Consider the following 17937-nt stretch of genomic DNA (forward strand, 5'->3'; position numbering starts at 1 on the left):
TTTGCCGACTATTCTTGAACCCGGGGAAATCGAAGCGGCGGCCAGTTCGCCGCCGTTTTTGTACTTGCCGCCGCACAACCTGTTTGCCTTGCGCGCGCAACGGCTTGAGCAACTGACCGAGGGGCATGCGCTGGCCGAGTATCTGCGCCTGATCGCCGGGTTGTGCCGGGTTCAGCAGCAGGTGTTCGATGATCCGCCGCTGACGGCGCCGTTCGATGCGCAACGCATCGAGGCTTGCCAGCAGCATGGTTTGCCGCCTTTCGCTGCCGACACGTTGGTGCGCGAGGAGGGCTGGCAGGCTTATCTCGACGCTTTGCTGCAACGCTACGTACCGCCAGAGCAACCCGCCGTGCTTGAAGCCCTGACAGCGTTGCGCAATGCCAGCGCGGGCCAGTTACGCGCGTGGGCCGTCGCCTTGGTCAGCGGTCAGTATTCACTGGTGCCGGCGCAACTGGTGCCGTTCCTTGGCGCGGCGCTGCAAGTGGCGTGGAGTCACTGGTTGCTCAGCGCCGCCCATCTGCAACTGAAACCCGGCGACAGCCTCAGCCAATGCCCGGCGTGCGGTTCGCCAGCGATGGCCGGGGTCATCCGCCATCGCGGCAAACACAACGGTTTGCGTTATCTGGTGTGTTCGCTGTGTGCCTGCGAATGGCATGTGGTGCGGGTCAAGTGCGTGTATTGCGAGTCGAGCAAAGGCCTCGATTATCTGAGCCTTGAGGACGATCGCCACGCCGCGAATCAGGCACCGTTGCGCGCGGAAGTCTGCCCCGGCTGCAACAGCTATCTGAAACTGGTCTATCTGGAAAACGATGCCGAGGCCGAGGCGTTGTCGGCGGATCTCGGCAGTTTGCTGCTGGATATGCGCCTGGCGCAGGACGGCTTTCAGCGGCTGGCGCCGAATCTGTTGCTGGCGCCGGGAGACGAATGACCGGCAGCGTCTACACTCTTGGGCGATAGCGATTGACTCCAGGAGCGGCGGATGTCCCTGCGGTTACCTTCCATTGATGGGTTGTTGCGTCATCCGGCGTGCGCGCCATTGGCTGAGCGTTACGGCCGGGATTCGTTGCTGACTAATCTGCGTCAGTTGCTCGATGAGCTAAGGCCCGCCGTATTGAGCGGGCAATTGGCAGCTGTGGAAATCAGTCCCGAAGTGCTCGCCGGCCGGGTTGGCGAACGCCTGATCCAGCAACAGCGCAGTCAGGTACGCCGCGTGTTCAACCTGACCGGCACCGTGCTGCACACCAATCTTAGTCGCGCCTTGTTGCCGGACGAAGCCATCGCTGCGGTGGAGAACGCCGCACGTTATCCGCTGAATCTGGAATTCGATCTGGCCAGTGGCAAACGCGGCGATCGCGACGATTTGATCGAATGTTTGATCCGCGAACTGACCGGCGCCGAAGCCGTCACCGTGGTCAACAACAATGCCGCCGCCGTGCTGCTGACCCTCAATAGCCTCGGCGCACGCAAGGAAGGCATCATCTCGCGCGGTGAGCTGATCGAGATCGGCGGCGCCTTTCGCATTCCCGACATCATGGCCCGCGCCGGCGTGCGCCTGCACGAAGTCGGCACCACCAACCGCACCCACGCCCGTGACTACGAAGCAGCGATCAGCCCGCGCAGCGGTTTGATCATGCGTGTGCACGCGAGCAATTACAGCATTGAAGGCTTTACCGCTCGCGTGCCGACCGTTGAACTCGCCGAGCTGGCCCATCAGCACGGGCTGCCGTTGCTAGAAGATCTTGGCAGTGGCAGCCTGTTGGATTTGACGCGTTGGGGTTTGCCGGCCGAGCCTACGGTGCGTCAGGCGCTGCTCGATGGCGCCGACATAGTCACCTTCAGCGGCGACAAATTGCTTGGCGGGCCGCAGGCCGGGTTGATCGTCGGCCGTAAAGAACTGATCGCGAAAATCAAGAAGAACCCGCTGAAACGCGCGCTGCGGGTGGACAAGTTGACCCTGGCGGCGCTGGAGGCGGTGCTCGGTCTGTATCGCGACCCGGATCGCCTCGCTGAACGTCTGCCGAGTTTGCGGCTTTTAACCCGCCCGCAGGCTGACATCTTCGCCCAGGCTTCACGGTTGCAGCCGGTGCTGGCTGACATGTTGGGTGAGACTTGGAGCGTCAGCGCAGTCGAGGCCTTGGGCATGATCGGCAGCGGCAGCCAACCGGTGGCGCGTTTGCCGAGTGCGGCGCTGTGCATGCGCCCGCTGGTATCGAAGCGTCTGCGCGGGCGCTATCTGCTGAATCTTGAAGCCGCGTTGCGCGCCTTGCCGATCCCGGTGCTCGGGCGCATCGATGAGGATGCGCTGTGGCTCGATCTGCGCCAGCTCGACGATGAGCCGGCGTGGCTGGCGCAACTTCCGCGGTTGCAGGCCGCGCCGTGATCGTCGGCACGGCGGGGCACATCGACCACGGCAAGACGTCGCTGCTGCAAGCGCTGACCGGGCAAACCGGCGACCGTCGCCCGCAGGAACGCGAGCGCGGCATGACCATCGACCTCGGTTATCTCTACGCCGAATTGCAACCCGGCGCAGGCCTGAGCGGGTTTATCGACGTGCCCGGCCACGAGAAATTCACCCACAACATGCTCGCCGGCGCTCAGGGCATCGATCTGGTGTTGCTGGTGGTCGCGGCCGATGACGGCGTGATGCCGCAGACTCGCGAGCATCTGGCGATTGTCGAGTTGCTCGGCATTCCGCGCGCGCTGGTGGCCATCACCAAATGCGACCGGGTCGAGGCGGGCAGGGTTGAAGAGGTGCAGCGCCAGGTGCTGGATCTGCTCGCGCCGGGGCCTTTCGCCGACGCGCCGATCTTTACCGTGTCGAGCCTGAATGGGCGGGGCGTTGATGCGTTGCGCGCGGCGTTGTTGCAGGCGCAAAACGAGGTGCAGGCGCGTAGTCGCGCAGGTGGATTTCGTCTGGCGATCGATCGCGCGTTCAGCGTGGCCGGCGCCGGGATCGTCGTCACCGGCACGGCGCTGTCGGGCACCGTGTCGGTCGGCGACAAACTCGCCCTCGCGCCATCCGGCAAAACCGTCCGCGTGCGTGGCCTGCATGCGCAAAACCAACCCGCCGAACAGGCGTTCGCCGGACAACGGGTGGCGCTGAACCTGAGCGGCGAACGCCTGGAACTGGCACAGATCCATCGCGGCCAATGGCTGCTGAGCGAGTGGCTGCACGCACCGACGCAACGGGTCGATATCGACTTTCGACTGTTGCCCGGCGAACGCACCTTCGAACACTTCCATCCGGTGCATGTACACCTCGGCACGCAAGACGTGCTCGCCCGCGTGGCCTTGCTCGAAGGCCCACGGTTGAGCCCCGGCGAGCGCATGTTCGCGCAACTGCTGATCAACGCGCCGGTACACGCGGTGCAGGGCGACCGGCTGATCCTGCGCGACGCCAGCGCGCAACGCACCTTGGGCGGCGGCACGGTGCTCGATCCCTTCGCCCCGGCCCGGCAACGCCGCAGCCCGGAACGTCTGGCGCAACTGCAAACCCTCGCCACCCGTGACAGCCTCGAACAGACCTTGCCGGTGCTGCTCAACCACAGCGCTGGCGGCCTCGATCCGCAGCGCCTGGAGCGTCAATTCAATCGCCCGCGCGCATCCTGGTCATTAGCGCAAAACATCCGCCTGATCGACACCCGCCAAGGCCCGCTGTTGTTCAACGTACAGCGCTGGGCGCAACTGAAATTCAATTTGCTGCAACAACTCACGAAATTTCACGAACAAGAACCCGACCAAATGGGGCCCGATCGCGATCGCCTGCGCCGTTTCAGCGGCCTGGCTTTAGAGCGTTCAACGTTCATCAGCCTGCTCGACGAACTGCTCAGCGCCGGCGCGATCCACACCAGCGGCCCCTGGCTGCACCTGCCCGAACATCAGGTGCGCCTGAATGCTGAAGACGAAGCCCTGTGGCAACAACTGCGGCCGCTGTTCGACAACGCTGAATTCGACCCGCCTTGGGTCCGCGACATCGCCAAAATGCTTGGCCACGATGATGCCGCGGTACGCCTGCTGCTGCGCAAACGGGCGCGACTCGGGCTGATGCACCAGATTGTGCGCGATCTGTTTTTGGGCGACGAGCAACTGCGCCGCATGGCCGGGGTGTTGCTGACACTGGCCGCGGAAAGTCCGCAGATCCAGGTGGCAACCTTCCGCGATGCGCTAGGCTTGGGACGCAAACGCTGTATTCAGTATCTGGAGTATTTCGACCGACTGGGCCTGACCAGGCGCATCGGCGAATCACGGCAGATCCGTTACGACAGCGCGCTGGCCAATGCCAACGCGCAATGAGTCAAAGGAAGGCAATCGCGCCCGGTGGCGCGGCCGGGCTTCAAACCCGGTTGGGGACGGCATCCGTTCCCGGGCAGGTTCGACTCCGGCTGCCTTCCGCCATATTTCTCAAGGGAATTTGCGGTTTAGTGTGGGAGCGAGCTTGCTCGCGATAGCGGTGGGTCAGTCACCAATGTTTTACCTGAACTGACGCCTTCGCGAGCAAGCTCGCTCCCACAGGTTTTGTGGTGAACTCAGGTTCCAGGGCAAACCATAAATCCAATGTAGGAGTGAGTCTGCTCGCGATAGCGGTGGGTCAGTCACCAATGTTTTACCTGAACTGACGCCTTCGCGAGCAAGCTCGCTCCCACAGGTTTTGTGGTGAACGCCAGCGCCGGGGCCACACACAAATCCAATGTGGGAGCGAGCTTGCTCGCGATAGCGGTACATCAGTCACCGATGTTTTACCTGAACTGACGCCTTCGCGAGCAGGCTCGCTCCCACAGGTTGATCGCATTTCAAAATGAGCGAATTAAAAGCCCAGCGGGTACTCGATCACCACATAAATCCGGTCAATGTCATCGCCAGCCTGCGCCTCGTTCGCTCGGTGGGTGACGTGCGACAGCTGCACTGACAAATCCTTGGCCGCGCCCGACTGGACGACGTATTTCAGGTCGATATCGCGTTCCCAGTGTTTGCCGCCGTCGCCTTGCTGTGGCTGGTATTGGCCGCTGTCGGCGTCGAACGGGTTGTAGGCGCCGCCCTTGGGCGCGTGGGTGCCGTCGATGTGGCTGCCGGTGACGTAGCGGGTCATGAATTTCAGGCCGGGGACGCCGAAAGCGCCGAGGTCGAGGTCGTAGCGAGCTTGCCAGGAGCGTTCGTTGGCGCCGTTGAAGTCGGCGTATTTGATCGAGTTGGCGAGGTAGATCGAGTCACCGCCGACGAAATCGAACGGGGTGTCGCCGTTGATGCGTTGCCAGCCGAGCAGCACCGCATGCGGGCCGAAGCTGTATTTGCCGGACAGGCTGAACGCGGTGTTGTCGATCTCGCCGGCCAGGGCGCGGCCGGTGTCGCGGGTGTGGTAGAGGTTGGCGTCGAGCAGCAGCCCGGATTGCTTGAAGTGCAGGTTGCCGTAGTACTGATGCCAGGTGTCGCTGAGCTCCGAGGCGTACAGCGCGCCGCCCAGCGGGTTGTCGCTGAAGAGGTCGGCGCCGACGAAACTGATGCCGCCGGCTTCGGTGTTGGCGCCGTAACCGTAAAAGTCGCCGTGGCCGGAGGAGCTGTCCTGGTTCTTGAACGCAGTGAAGTGGCCGGCGACCAGGTTGAGGTGGTCGAACTCGGTGCTGTTGAGCAGAAAACCCGTGGCGTACTCCGGTTGCAGGCGTTTGTCGGAGGTGTCGAAGACCGGCGTCTCGACGGTCATTTCACCGTAGGCGAGGGTGGTGTGAGAGGCCTTCAATTTCAGCGCGCCGCCGGCGCTGGAGTAGTCGTTTTCGCTGCGGCCGCCGCTGTCGACTGGCAGCAGGCCGGTTCCGGAATGGCCTCTGCCGCCGTCCAGTTTCAGCCCGGCGAAAGCGTGGGCATCGATGCCGAAACCAACGGTGCCTTCGGTGAAACCGGATGAGAAGGTGCCGATAAAGCCCTGAGCCCATTACTGTTTGTAGTTTTTGCCCGAGGGCGTGGGCGAGCGGTAGTCGTTGCTCAGGTAGAAGTTGCGGCTCAGGACCTGGCTGCTGGCATCGTCGAAGAAACCGCTGGCGTAGGTGGTGGTGTGCAGACCGCAGAGCAGCGCAAGCAGGGTAAGGCGCGATGGGGCGCGGTCGATCATGGTCAGTGGCCAGCGGTGGTGGGGTTGGCCGGGATGATCAGGGAATTGCGGGGGGAGGGATTGGGTGGATGTGCTCAGTTCCGGCCGTGACACAGAAACTTGTAGGAGTGAGCCTGCATTTGATCGGTTGTCGGCTTGAGTGCGGTGGCGGATTTGCTGGTGTCATCGCTGGCAAGCCAGCTCCCACAGGGAACCTGAGCGTGCCTGAATATTCAGCCATTACACAAAACCTGTGGGAGCTTGCCTGCAAGCGATTGCGGTTGAACATTCAACCTTTCATTGACTGAAAGTCAGCTATCGCCAGCAGGCTGGCTCCCACAGTGATTGCTTTTCAAATAAAGATCTTCACTGCCCCTTGACCGACAGCGGCGGTGTGCGCGGTGGGATCTGGCGTTTGTTGCCGGTGGATTCGAAGGCGGCGGCCAGGCGCAGCAGGTTCGAGTCGTCGTAGGCGCGGCCGGCGAAGGTCAGGCCGACGGGCATCCCAATGTCGGCCATGACACCCATGGGCACGGTGACGGTCGGTACGCCGAGGTGGCGGATCGCGAGGTTGCCGTTGGCCACCCAGACGCCGTTGCTCCAGGCGATATCCGCTGAGGCCGGGTTGACGTCTGCGTCCGCCGGGCCGACGTCGGCGACGGTGGGGAACAGCACGGCGTCGAGGCCGAGGTTGTCCATCCAGTCTTCGAGGTCGGTACGCCGGGTCTGTTCGAGGCCGCGCAGGCCGTCGGCGACAGTGGGGATTTCATTCCACGGGGTGATGCCACGTTCGGCCATGCGCACGTATTCGTCCATGCCGGCAGCCAGATCGCCTTCACGGTTGGGCAGGGTGCCCGGGTCGTGCGGGAAGATCTTCGGCCCGTCGACGTCAACCAGACGATTGAGTTTCGGGTCACCGTTGGCTTGCAGGAAGTCGTCAAACGCCCACGCGGTGAGATCCCACAGTTCATGATGCAGAAATTCTTGCGACACCAGCCCACGGTTGAACACGGTCGGCGCGCCGGGGCGATCACCTTCGCAATTGGACACCAGCGGGAAATCGGTTTCGATCACTTCAGCGCCGGCCGCTTCCAGCGCCTGACGCGCCTGTTGCCACAGCGCAATCACCGAGGCGCGGGTGTTGATGCGCTGGCCGGTCGGGCCGCCGATGCCCGGCGCTTCGCTGGTGCCAGCCTCGGGATCGGCATTGATGTACATGCGCGGAATGGCGAAACGTTTGCCGGCCAGCGCCGCACGATCGGCAGCGAGTTCGGCGTAAGACGCCGGGCGCACTTCGCTAACCGAGGGAATTGGCACCCACGGTTGCAGGCGCCAGAGGTCGCCGCGGGTGTCCGGGTCTTCGGCGACGACCACGTCGAGCACTTCGAGCAAGTCGGCCATGGTCCGCGCGAAAGGTACGACCACGTCCATGGTCGGGGTCAACGGCCAGTTGCCACGCACCGAGATCACCCCGCGCGAAGGCGTGTAGGCGCACAAACCGTTGTTGGACGCCGGGCCGCGACCGCTCGACCAGGTTTCTTCAGCGAGACCGAACGCGGCGAAACTGGCGGCGGTGGCGGTGCCGGCACCGTTCGACGAGCCGGAGGCGAATGGCGCGGTCAGGTAGCCAGCGTTGTAAGGGCTTTCAGCCCGGCCATAAACGCCGCGCTGCATGCCGCCATTGGCCATCGGCGGCATATTGGTCTTGCCCAGGCAAATCGCCCCGGCGGCGCGCAGGCGTTCGATGGTGAAGGCGTCGCGATGGGCGACCAGATCGGCGAAGGCCGGGCTGCCCGACGCGGCGGTCAGGCCTTTGACCAGATAACTGTCCTTGGCGGTGTAAGGAATGCCGTCGAGCGGGCCGAGGGTCTGGCCATTGGCGCGGCGTGCATCGGAGGCTTTGGCCTCGTTCAAGGCTTCGGGGTTGCGTACGACAACGGCGTTCAGCGCGGTCGGCGTGTCGGGGCCGTCGTAGGCGTCGATGCGTGCCAGATAGGCCTCGACCAACTCGACCGCGGTGGTCTGGCCGGATTCGAGTGCGGCGCGCAATTGCGCAATGGACACTTCGGTGACTTCGATCATGCGCGCACCGCCGTTTGCGGTTGGGCGTTGTAGCAATTGCTGTTCATGGCTGTTCTCGTTGCACGGCTTGAGGCGACAAGGTTAAGACTGGCGCCTATTTAACACCAAGCAGCGGGCGGAGTAATCGGCGGAGTGGTTTGGCAGCAGATTTTCTTCTTTTCGTGGGCCTCATCGCCAGCAGGCTGGCTCCCACATTTGAAATGCATTTCAGGCAGTAATGAGTTTCACAGCAAGAATGCATTTCAGGCGGCCATGGGGTTCACGGGAAGAATGCATTCCAAATGTGGGAGCTTGCCTGCAAGCGATGGCTTTCTTTCAGGCGCTGAGTTTTTGGGTTTGCTGTGTACATATCCGTTGCTTCGGGTGCTGCGGCTGGCGGTTTCGCCCTTACGGCGAGTCCCTTTTTCAGACGCCAAAAAGGAACCAAAAGGCTTTGCTCCTACGTACGGCCCTCGCAGGCTCGGGTTCCTTCGCTGCGGGATCGATCCGGGCGCAGCGGCTACGGTTTGCTGCGCTGCACCTACGTCCGCTGTGTCTGGCTGCGCCAGACGGTCGCTGCGCTCCTACGCCCGGATCAATCCCTCCGCTCAGCCTTCCGATGTCGCTGGTTAGGCAAGATCAAGATCAAGAGCACTCGAGCTGGCGCTCATTGTTGAGTGGTTAGAAGCGGGGCGGTTGGCTTTGGATTGGTGGTGTGGCTGCCCCTCACCCCAGCCCTCTCCCCCTGGAGAGGGAGCCGATCTGTGTTGGCTTTGAAGTTCGTGTTCGACTCGGTATCGCAGATTGGCGTATCTCTCGCATCCACCACGGTCAGTTCCCTCTCCCTCTGGGAGAGGGCTAGGGTGAGGGGCTTTTGATTTTCGAATTGATGGCCTGGTGGTCCACGCGATCCCTGTGGGAGCTTGCCTGCAAGCGATAGCGGCCGGTCAGCCGACACCACTGAAACTGACCCACCGCGACCCCCAGCAAATCACAACACCTGAAAAAACCATAAAAAAACCCCGCGACCGAATGATACGCGGGGCAAAAAAATTGGTTGGTTGCGGCCAACCAAAGGAGCTCAGTTCAACGATTACTTGCTGGCAACGGTCTCCGGCTGCCAGCCGCCGCCGAGGGCTTTGTAGATGGCGACGATGCCGCGATAAAGGTCGACTTCGGCCTGGGCCTGGCTGTCTTCGGCGTTCAGCCGTTCACGCTGCGCGTCGAGCAGCACGAGGAAATCGGTGGTGCCTTCGCGGTAGCGGATTTCAGCGAGGTCGGCGGCCTTGCGGCTCGATTCACTCTGACGGATCAGTGAGATCAGCCGTTGTTGACGCTTGCCGTAATCGCTGAAGGCGTTTTCCGATTCTTCCAGTGCCAGCAGCACTTGCTGCTCATAGGTCGCCAGTGCGCCTTCGGCTTCGGCATCGGCGCCGCGTAAACGGGCGCGCACGCTACCGAGGTCAAATGCAGCCCAGGTGATGCTCGGGCCGAGGGCCCAGGCGTTGGCGGCCGACGAGCCGATCTGCGAGCCGCGCCCGGCCGTCCAGCCGAGGAAGCCGCTGAGGCTGACCCGTGGGAAAAGATCGGCCTTGGCCACACCGATACGCGCCGTGGCCGAGGCCAGTTGGCGTTCAGCGCTGAGGATGTCCGGGCGACGCTGCAGCAATTCGCCCGGATCGCCGATCGGCAAGGCCTTGGCAATCGCTGGCAGGTCTTTCGGGCTGAGGTCAACGGTCAGCTTGTCCGGACGCTCGCCGAGCAGGGTGGCGATGCGGTTTTTCTGCCGCACCTGTTCCGCCTGCAATTGCGGCACGGTCGCTTCGACGTTGGCCAGGCGCGCATCGGCCCGTTCGACGTCGAGCTGATCACCGACACCGGCATCACGCAGGCTGACGGTGATCTTGCGCGACTCGACCTGGTTGTTCAGGTTGGCCACGGCAATCTTTTCACGCAGTTGCGCGCCGCGCAGTTGCCCGTATGCATCGACCAGTTCGGCAATCATCGTGACTTGCAGTTGATACAGGTCGGCTTCGGCAGCCTGCTGGTCGGCGTCGCTGGCTTCCAGATTGCGCTGGATGCGCCCGAACAGGTCCAGTTCCCAGGCCATGTCCAGGCCCAGATCGTAGCGTTCGCTGTTGACCCGGTCGGTGGTCTGGCCGGGAATCTGGCCTTTGCCCAGGTCACTGCTGGCACGGCTGGTGATGGTCGGCATCGCGTCGTTGCTCGCATCGTCGCGGATTGCCCGAGCGGCTTTCCAGCGGGCGAACGCCACGCGCAGTTCACGGTTGCCTTGCAGCGATTGCGTGACCAGCTGGTTGAGGGTCGGGTCATCGAATTGCTGCCACCAGATGCCTTCGAATTTCGACCGGTCGAAGTTCTTTTGCCCGGCGGCGCCGTCGGTGGCGGCCGTGATGTTGGCCGCCTCCGTGGCTGGGGTCTTGTAGTCGGGGCCGACGGCGCAGGCGCTGAGGGCCAGCACCAGCAGGCTCGGCAGGAAGACTTTCAGACTCATTGATGCGCCTCCAGTGGCTTTGGAAGGTTGTGCGCCTTGGCCGCTTTGCGGGCCTCACTGCGTTCAACGAAGTTACGGATCAGCACGTAGAACACTGGCGTCAGCAACAGACCGAAGAAGGTCACCCCGAGCATCCCGGAGAACACCGCCACACCCATGGCGTGACGCATCTCGGCACCGGCACCGCTGGAGAACACCAGTGGCACCACACCCATGATGAACGCGAAGGAGGTCATCAGGATCGGCCGCAGACGCAGACGGCAGGCTTCCAGTACCGCGGCGAGCGGGTCGAGGCCTTCTTGCTGTTTGTCCTTGGCAAACTCGACGATCAGAATCGCGTTCTTACACGCCAGTCCCACCAGTACGATGAGGCCGATCTGGGTGAAGATGTTGTTGTCACCGCCCGAAATGATCACGCCGGTAATGGCCGACAGCAGGGTCATCGGGACGATCAGGATCACCGCCAGTGGCAGGCTCCAGCTTTCGTACTGAGCAGCGAGCACCAGGAACGCCAGCAATACGCACAGCGGGAACACGAACAGCGCGGTGTTGCCGGACAGAATCTGCTGGTAGGTCAGGTCGGTCCACTCGTAGGTCATGCCGTTCGGAAGTTCGTCCTTGAGCAGTTTCTCGATGGCTTTTTCGGCCTGGCCGGAGCTGTAGCCGGGGGCCGCGGCACCGTTGATTTCAGCGGTGATGAAGCCGTTATAGTGCATCACACGGTCCGGCCCCGAGGTGTCGCTGACCTTGATGAAGGTCGCCAGCGGGATCATTTCGCCTTTGTTGTTGCGTACTTTCAGCTGACCGATCTGATCGGATTCGAGGCGGAACTGCTGCTCAGCCTGAACGTTGACCTGATAAGTGCGCCCGAAGCGGTTGAAGTCGTTGGCATACAGCGAACCCAGGTAGATCTGCAGGGTGTCGAAGATGTCGCTGACGGCCACGCCGTGGGTCTTGGCTTTTTCGCGGTCGATGGCGGCATCGACCTGTGGCACGTTCACGGTGTAACTGGTGAACAGGCCGGCCAGTTCCGGCACGTTATGGCTCTTGTTGATGATGTTCATGGTTTCTTTGTACAGCTCGTCGTAACCGAGGTTGCCACGGTCTTCGATTTGCAGACGGAAACCACCAATGGTGCCCAGACCCTGTACCGGCGGTGGCGGGAAGATCGCCATGTACGCCTCTTGAATGTTCGCGTACTGGCCGTTCAAGGCCCCGGCAATCGCGCCGGCGGACATGCTCGGGTCTTTACGCTCGTCGAACGGTTTGAGGGTGACGAAAACGATGCCGGCGTTCGGGCTGTTGGTGAAGCCGTTGATCGACAGGCCCGGGAACGCTACGGCGCTTTCCACGCCTGGCTGTTTCAGCGCCAGGTCAGACATGCGCTTGATCACGTCTTCGGTGCGGTCCAGGCTCGAGGCGTCCGGCAGTTGCGCGAAGGCCACCAGGTATTGCTTGTCCTGGCCAGGTACGAAACCGGTCGGCGTGCTGGAGAAACCGAAGAAGGTCAGCACCATCAGGCCTGCGTACAGCAGCAGGGCGATGCCGCTGCCACGGATGACCCGGCGCACGGTGCCGACGTAACCATGGCTGGCACGATCGAAGAAGCGGTTGAACGGGCGGAACAGCCAGCCACCGAAGATCTTGTCGAGCACTTTCGAGAAGCGGTCTTTCGGTGCGTCGTGGCTTTTCAGCAAGACAGCGGCCAGCGCTGGCGACAGGGTCAGCGAGTTGAAGGCCGAGATCACCGTCGAGATGGCGATGGTCAGGGCGAACTGCTTGTAGAACTGCCCGGTGAGGCCGGAAATGAACGCTGCCGGTACGAACACCGCACACAGCACCAGCGCCGTCGCGATGATCGGGCCGGTCACTTCACGCATCGCCCGTTTGGTCGCTTCGACCGGTGTCAGTCCGAGTTCGATGTTTCGCTCGACGTTCTCCACCACGACGATGGCGTCGTCCACCACGATACCGATCGCCAGTACCAGGCCGAACAGCGACAGGGCGTTGAGCGAGAAGCCGAACAGGTGCATCACCGCAAACGTACCGATCAACGATACCGGCACCGCCACCAACGGAATGATCGAGGCGCGCCAGGTCTGCAGGAACAGGATCACCACCAGCACCACGAGGATCAGTGCTTCGAACAGGGTGTGAACCACCGCTTCGATCGAGCCGCGCACGAAGATCGTCGGGTCGTAGACGATGCTGTAGTCCATGCCCTGCGGGAAGCCTTTCTTCAGCTCTTCCATCTTGCCGCGAACTTCGTTCGAGATATCGATGGCGTTGGAGCCCGGACGCTGGAAGATCGGAATCGCCACGGCCGGCTGGTTGTTCAGCAGCGAACGCAAAGCGTACTGGCTGGAGCCTAGTTCGATGCGCGCGATGTCCTTCAGGCGGGTGATTTCGCCGTCGTCGCCGGCGCGAATCACGATGTTTTCGAACTCTTCCTCAGTGACCAGACGGCCCTGGGTGTTGATCGACAACTGGAAGCTTTGCGCGGTCGGGGCAGGGGGCGCACCGAGCTGGCCGGCGGCAACCTGACGGTTCTGCTCGCGGATCGCGGTCACGACGTCGGTCGCGGTCAGATTGCGCGAAGCGGTCTTGTTCGGATCGAGCCAGACGCGCAGCGAGTAATCGCCCATGCCGAACAGTTGCACGTCACCGACACCACCCAGACGCGCGAGCTCATCCTTGATATTGAGGATCGCGTAGTTGGACAGATAGAGCATGTCGTAGCGCTTGTCCGGCGAGGTCAAGTGCACAACCATGGTCAGGTCGGGCGAGGCCTTGTCGACGGTGATACCGATGCGCGTCACTTCTTCAGGAAGCTTCGGCTCGGTCCGGGTCACGCGGTTCTGCACCTGCACCTGCGCGTTGTCCAGGTCAGTGCCCAGGGCGAAGGTGATGGTCAGGGTGATCTTGCCGTCAGCGGTCGATTGCGAGGACATGTACAGCATGTTCTCGACGCCGGTGATGGCTTGCTCCAACGGCGCGGCCACGGTTTCACCGATGACCTTGGGGTTGGCGCCCGGGAAGTTGGCACGCACCACCACGGTCGGCGGCACGACTTCCGGGTATTCGCTGATCGGCAACTGGAACAGCGAGATCGCACCGGCGATCAGGATCAACAGCGACAGCACCGCTGCGAAGATCGGCCGGGAAATGAAGAATTGGGAAAAATTCATCGGAGTTGTCGTCCCTTAACCGCGTGGGGTCGTAGCAGCCAGCTTCGCAGCCGAACCCGACGCACCCTTGGCAGGGGCGACTTTGGGCAGGTTGCTGGCTTCCAGCGCTTGACGTTGTTGGGCGAGGGCGGCGAGGGTTTGCTCGCTGGCCATCGGGATCACTTCAGGGGTGACTGGCGAGCCGGGACGCACCCGCTGCAGGCCCTTGACGATGATCGTGTCGTCTTTTTGCAGACCTGTACGGACGATGCGCAGGCCTTCGATTTTCGGCCCGAGCTCGACTGGGCGGTAGGCGGTTTTGTTGTCCGCGTCCATCACCAGCACGAACTTCTTGCCCAGGTCGGTGCCGACGGCTTCGTCGTTGATCAGCATGGCGTTGTAGGTACCGCTGCCGACCAGTTTCAGCCGTGCGTACAGGCCAGGGGTGTAGGTGCCGTCAGTGTTGTCGAACACCGCGCGGCCACGGATGGTGCCGGTTTTCGGGTTGACCTGGTTGTCGACGAAGTTCATCTGGCCGAGGTGCGGATTGCCGTCCTCGTTGGACAGGCCCATGTACACCGGCGTGGTTGCGCCGCGTTGGCCGTTGCGAGCCAGTTGGGTGTACTTGAGGAATACGCGCTCGTCGGCGTCGAAGTAGGCGTAGACCTTGTCGGTCGAGACGACGCTGGTCAGCGCAGTGGTGTCGGCGGTGACCAGGTTGCCGGCGGTGATCTCGGCACGGCTGACGCGGCCGCTGATCGGCGCGGTGACGCGGGTGAAGCTCAGGTTCAGTTTGGCCAGATCCAGTTGCGCTTGCAGGGCGCCGACGGCGGCGCGGGCTTCCTGGGCGGCGCTGGTGCGCGAATCGGCCAGTTCGGCGGAGATCGCATTGCTGGTGCGCAGACGTTCGCCGCGAGCGGCTTCGTTTTCACTGCGGGTGGCGGTGGCGCGGGCCTGGGCGACCAGTGCTTCGAGGCGGCGGACCTCGGCCTGGAACGGACGCGGGTCGATCTGGAACAGCAGGTCGCCTTTTTTGACCAGTGCGCCTTCGGTGAAGGCTACCTGATCGATCTGGCCGGAGACCCGCGGACGGATTTCAACGGTTTCCGGCGCTTCGAGGCGCCCGGTGAATTCGTCCCACTCATTGACCGGTTGTTCCAGCACCTTGGCCACGCTGACTTTTGCAGGGGGCATGGCAGCGGTGGTCTCCGGGGTTTTGCCGCAGGCGCTCATCACCAGTACGGCCAAAAGGGCCAACGGGAAGCGCAAATGTTTGAGTGAATGTTCCATGGATGCATCCGCCAAAGTATTGAAGATGGGCGGATGATGCTCGGCGGGGTGTGATGGCACGAATCGAATGAAGCAAAGGTAACTATCATTCGGAATGATATAAGACCCTGATCAGCCCTCTAGCGTGCACCTTTCGTTAGGGGGCTATCAATAGGTTTGTGGGCAATGATCTGTTGCGTGGCGTGCAATGATCGCGACTTGTCGCGGTTACCGAGTGATGGCTTTCTTTGAGGCGTTGATTTTGGGTACATATCCGTTGCTGCGGTAACGGCGGCTTAGGGTTTCGCCCTTACGGCGAGGCACTTTTTCCAGACGCCGAAAAAGTACCCAAAAAGGCTTGCTCCTACGTATGGCCCTCGCAGGCTCGGGTTCCTTCGCTCCGGGACTGATCCGGGCGCAGCGGCTACGGTTTGCTTCGCTGCACCTACTTCCGCTGTGTCTGGCTGCGCCAGACGGTCGCTGCGCTCCCACGCCCGGATCAATCCCTCCACTCAGCCTTCCGATGTCGCTGGTTAGGCAAGATCAAGGGCACTCGAGCTAACGCTCATTGTTGAGTGGTTAGAAGCGGGTGGTTGGCTTGAGATTTGCGGTGTGGCTGCCCCTCACCCCAGCCCTCTCCCGAGGGAGAGGGAGCCGATTTTGGTTGGCTTCGAATTTGCGTTCGGCTCGGTATTGCGCGTTGGCGCATCTCTTTCATCCACCCCGTTTAGTCCCCTCTCCCTTCGGGAGAGGGCTAGGGTGAGGGGCTTTTGGCTGTGCCCCGTTAGAATGGCCAAGGCTGATGAATGCGATCAAAATGTGGGAGCTTGCCTGCAAGCGATGGCGGCCTAAAAGCCATGAAGATGCTTCTGGCCAAAGCGGAACTGGGGGGCGCCGATTTACGTGGCAATTCAAACGCCGAACCCACCATTGCAGCGGGCTCGGCGAACCAATCAGAGTTTCGGCAACTGGCCGATGCGGCCGATCATTTCGGTGACGATCTGCAGATCAAGCTGGAATTGCTCGACGGTCTTGAATTCGCCGTCGGTGTGGCCGGTGTATTTCACGTCCGGCATGGCCAGGCCGAACTGCACGCCGTTAGGCAGTTCATGCACCGAAGTCGCACCGGCAGAGGTGCCGAATTCGTGTTTCATGCCAAGGTTTTCCGTGGCGACCGCCAGCAACGCCTTGACCCATTCACCCTCGGGATTGCGGTACATCGGTGCCGCGACCGAATAATCGAACGCCACTGCGACGTGGGTTTTCTTGCTCCAGGCCGCGAGTTTATCGGCGATTTCGGTTTTCAGCTTCTCCGGCGACTTGCCTTTGGGCACACGCAGATTGACCGCCAGTTTGAAGGTCTTGTCATCCATGCCAACGAAAGTCGGCGAGGTGGTCAGCGGTCCCATGAAGGCGTCGGAGAAACCGACACCGAGCTTGTTGCCGAGATAATCCAGGCCCCAGTTGTCGGCGAGGTAACGGGCGGCGTCGGTGATGTGGTTGTGCTTGAGCGCGACCTTGCCATCAACGCTATTGATAAAATCGAGCATGCGCGCCACCGGATTGACCCCGGACTCGGGTTCGGAGGAGTGCGCGGACACACCCGTCACCGTCAGTTTGACGTCCTTGCCGTCGACTTTGGCGCTGACCTCGAAATTGCCGCCGTTGCGCCTGGCGTATTCGCTACCGGCCTGTTGCAGGCTGGTCGCCAGTTCCGCAGGCTTGTCGGTGAGCAGGGTGGCCACCGAGGCTGAAGGAATCTGGTTGGTCGCCATGCCGCCGGTCAACGCAACGATTTCTGCACCTTTGCCTTCGCCTTTACGCTTGGCGAAGTTGGCCATGACTGTGCCGTAACCTTTTTCGGCGATCACCACCGGGTAACCGCCGTCCAGCGCGAGGTTGTAGTTGGGTGTGGCATTGCGTTCGAAGTAATAAGGAATGGCATCACCGGTGGTTTCTTCGGTGGTGTCGACCAGCAGCTTGAAGTTGCGCACCAGCGGCAGCTTTTCTTCCTTGATGACCTTCATCGCGTACAGGGTGACGACGATGCCGTTCTTGTCATCTTCAGTGCCGCGACCGTACATGCGATCACCGATCAGGGTGATCTTGAACGGGTCGAGGCGGGTACCGTCCTTGAGCACCCAGTTTTCCGGCGTCACCGGCACCACATCGGCGTGCGCATGAATGCCCACGACTTCTTCACCGCTGCCGTCGAGGGATATCTCGTAGACGCGATTGTCGATGTTGCGGAATTTCAGACCGAACGACTCGGCGAGGCTCTTGATCTTCGCGGCGATCTTGATGAATTCCGGGTTGTCGTGCTGCTCGACGCCGTCCTTGCGATAAGTCGGAATTTCGACCAGCTCACGCAGGGTTTCGGTGGCCGCAGCGCTGTATTTCACGCGTGTGTAGAGACCGAGCAGGCGGTAGATCTCGTTCTGCTGTTCAGCGGTCAGGGTCTTTTTGCCGAGATAGGCGCCGATGGCCGGGCTGATCTCGGCTTTTTTTGCCAGATCGCTTTTGCCCAGTTCGCTAAGGAATTGATGGAAATCAGTCACTGACGCGGCGTCGTAGGTTTTCAGTATCTCGGCGCTTTGCTGCGCGGTGATGTTGGCTTGTGCTGGCGCGGTGAAGACCGCGAGGCCGGCCAGAATCAGCGTGGTCGCCGCGAGTTTTTTGAAAGGGACATTCATTGCGAAAGGCATTCCTTTGCAGAGTGATAAATAAGTCGTGCCTGAATCTCAGGACACATGCACTTACAAACTACCACCGCTGCGCAGGAATACGGGAGCCCTGAAACGGGACGTGTCGCACAGAACGGCAAAAGCGACGCATCAATGAAAACG

General features: G+C 61.9%; 8 protein-coding genes, 1 tRNA gene and 1 pseudogene. 4 read left to right on the plus strand and 6 right to left on the minus strand.

What is annotated here, in order from left to right:
• The first annotated feature begins 1 nt into the window (after window position 1).
• The 4 genes from fdhE to V6F91_RS05575 all read left to right on the plus strand — a co-directional run bounded on the left by fdhE (window position 2) and on the right by V6F91_RS05575 (window position 4395).
• Window positions 2-928, plus strand: a complete 927-nt coding sequence (gene fdhE / locus V6F91_RS05560; protein WP_332762945.1) for a formate dehydrogenase accessory protein FdhE — start codon at window positions 2-4, stop codon at window positions 926-928.
• Between the two features lie 51 nt (window positions 929-979).
• A complete protein-coding gene (selA, locus tag V6F91_RS05565; RefSeq protein ID WP_332762946.1) occupies window positions 980-2380 on the plus strand; it encodes an L-seryl-tRNA(Sec) selenium transferase in 1401 nt (466 codons plus the stop codon).
• A complete protein-coding gene (gene selB, locus V6F91_RS05570; RefSeq protein WP_332763584.1) occupies window positions 2377-4293 on the plus strand; it encodes a selenocysteine-specific translation elongation factor in 1917 nt (638 codons plus the stop codon). Before selA ends, selB begins: the two co-directional genes overlap by 4 nt.
• Before the next feature lie 6 nt (window positions 4294-4299).
• Window positions 4300-4395 (plus strand) — tRNA-Sec (locus V6F91_RS05575).
• A gap of 409 nt (window positions 4396-4804) precedes the next feature.
• Here the strand turns inward: V6F91_RS05575 and V6F91_RS05580 are convergent.
• From V6F91_RS05580 to V6F91_RS05605, 6 genes and pseudogenes are all read right to left on the minus strand, one after another.
• Window positions 4805-6100, minus strand: a pseudogene (locus V6F91_RS05580) (OprD family porin).
• 345 nt (window positions 6101-6445) lie between these two features.
• Window positions 6446-8161 (minus strand): amidase, encoded by a 1716-nt coding sequence (locus V6F91_RS05585; protein WP_332762947.1) that lies wholly within the window; start codon window positions 8159-8161, stop codon window positions 6446-6448.
• Between the two features lie 1072 nt (window positions 8162-9233).
• The gene (locus V6F91_RS05590) at window positions 9234-10655 is read right to left on the minus strand and encodes an efflux transporter outer membrane subunit (RefSeq protein WP_090283548.1); all 1422 of its coding nucleotides are present in this window, start codon (window positions 10653-10655) and stop codon (window positions 9234-9236) included.
• A complete protein-coding gene (locus V6F91_RS05595) occupies window positions 10652-13843 on the minus strand; it encodes an efflux RND transporter permease subunit (RefSeq protein WP_332762948.1) in 3192 nt (1063 codons plus the stop codon). The genes V6F91_RS05590 and V6F91_RS05595 overlap by 4 nt, the downstream gene beginning before the upstream one ends.
• Window positions 13844-13858: 15 nt before the next feature.
• The gene (gene mexE, locus V6F91_RS05600; RefSeq protein ID WP_332762949.1) at window positions 13859-15112 is read right to left on the minus strand and encodes a multidrug efflux RND transporter periplasmic adaptor subunit MexE; all 1254 of its coding nucleotides are present in this window, start codon (window positions 15110-15112) and stop codon (window positions 13859-13861) included.
• Between the two features lie 932 nt (window positions 15113-16044).
• Window positions 16045-17784, minus strand: coding sequence for a dipeptidase (locus V6F91_RS05605; RefSeq protein ID WP_332762950.1), 1740 nt, complete (start codon window positions 17782-17784; stop codon window positions 16045-16047).
• Between the last annotated feature and the right edge of the window lie 153 nt (window positions 17785-17937).

The sequence above is a fragment of the Pseudomonas koreensis genome (assembly GCF_036668835.1).
Taxonomy (GTDB): Bacteria; Pseudomonadota; Gammaproteobacteria; order Pseudomonadales; family Pseudomonadaceae; genus Aquipseudomonas; species Aquipseudomonas koreensis_I.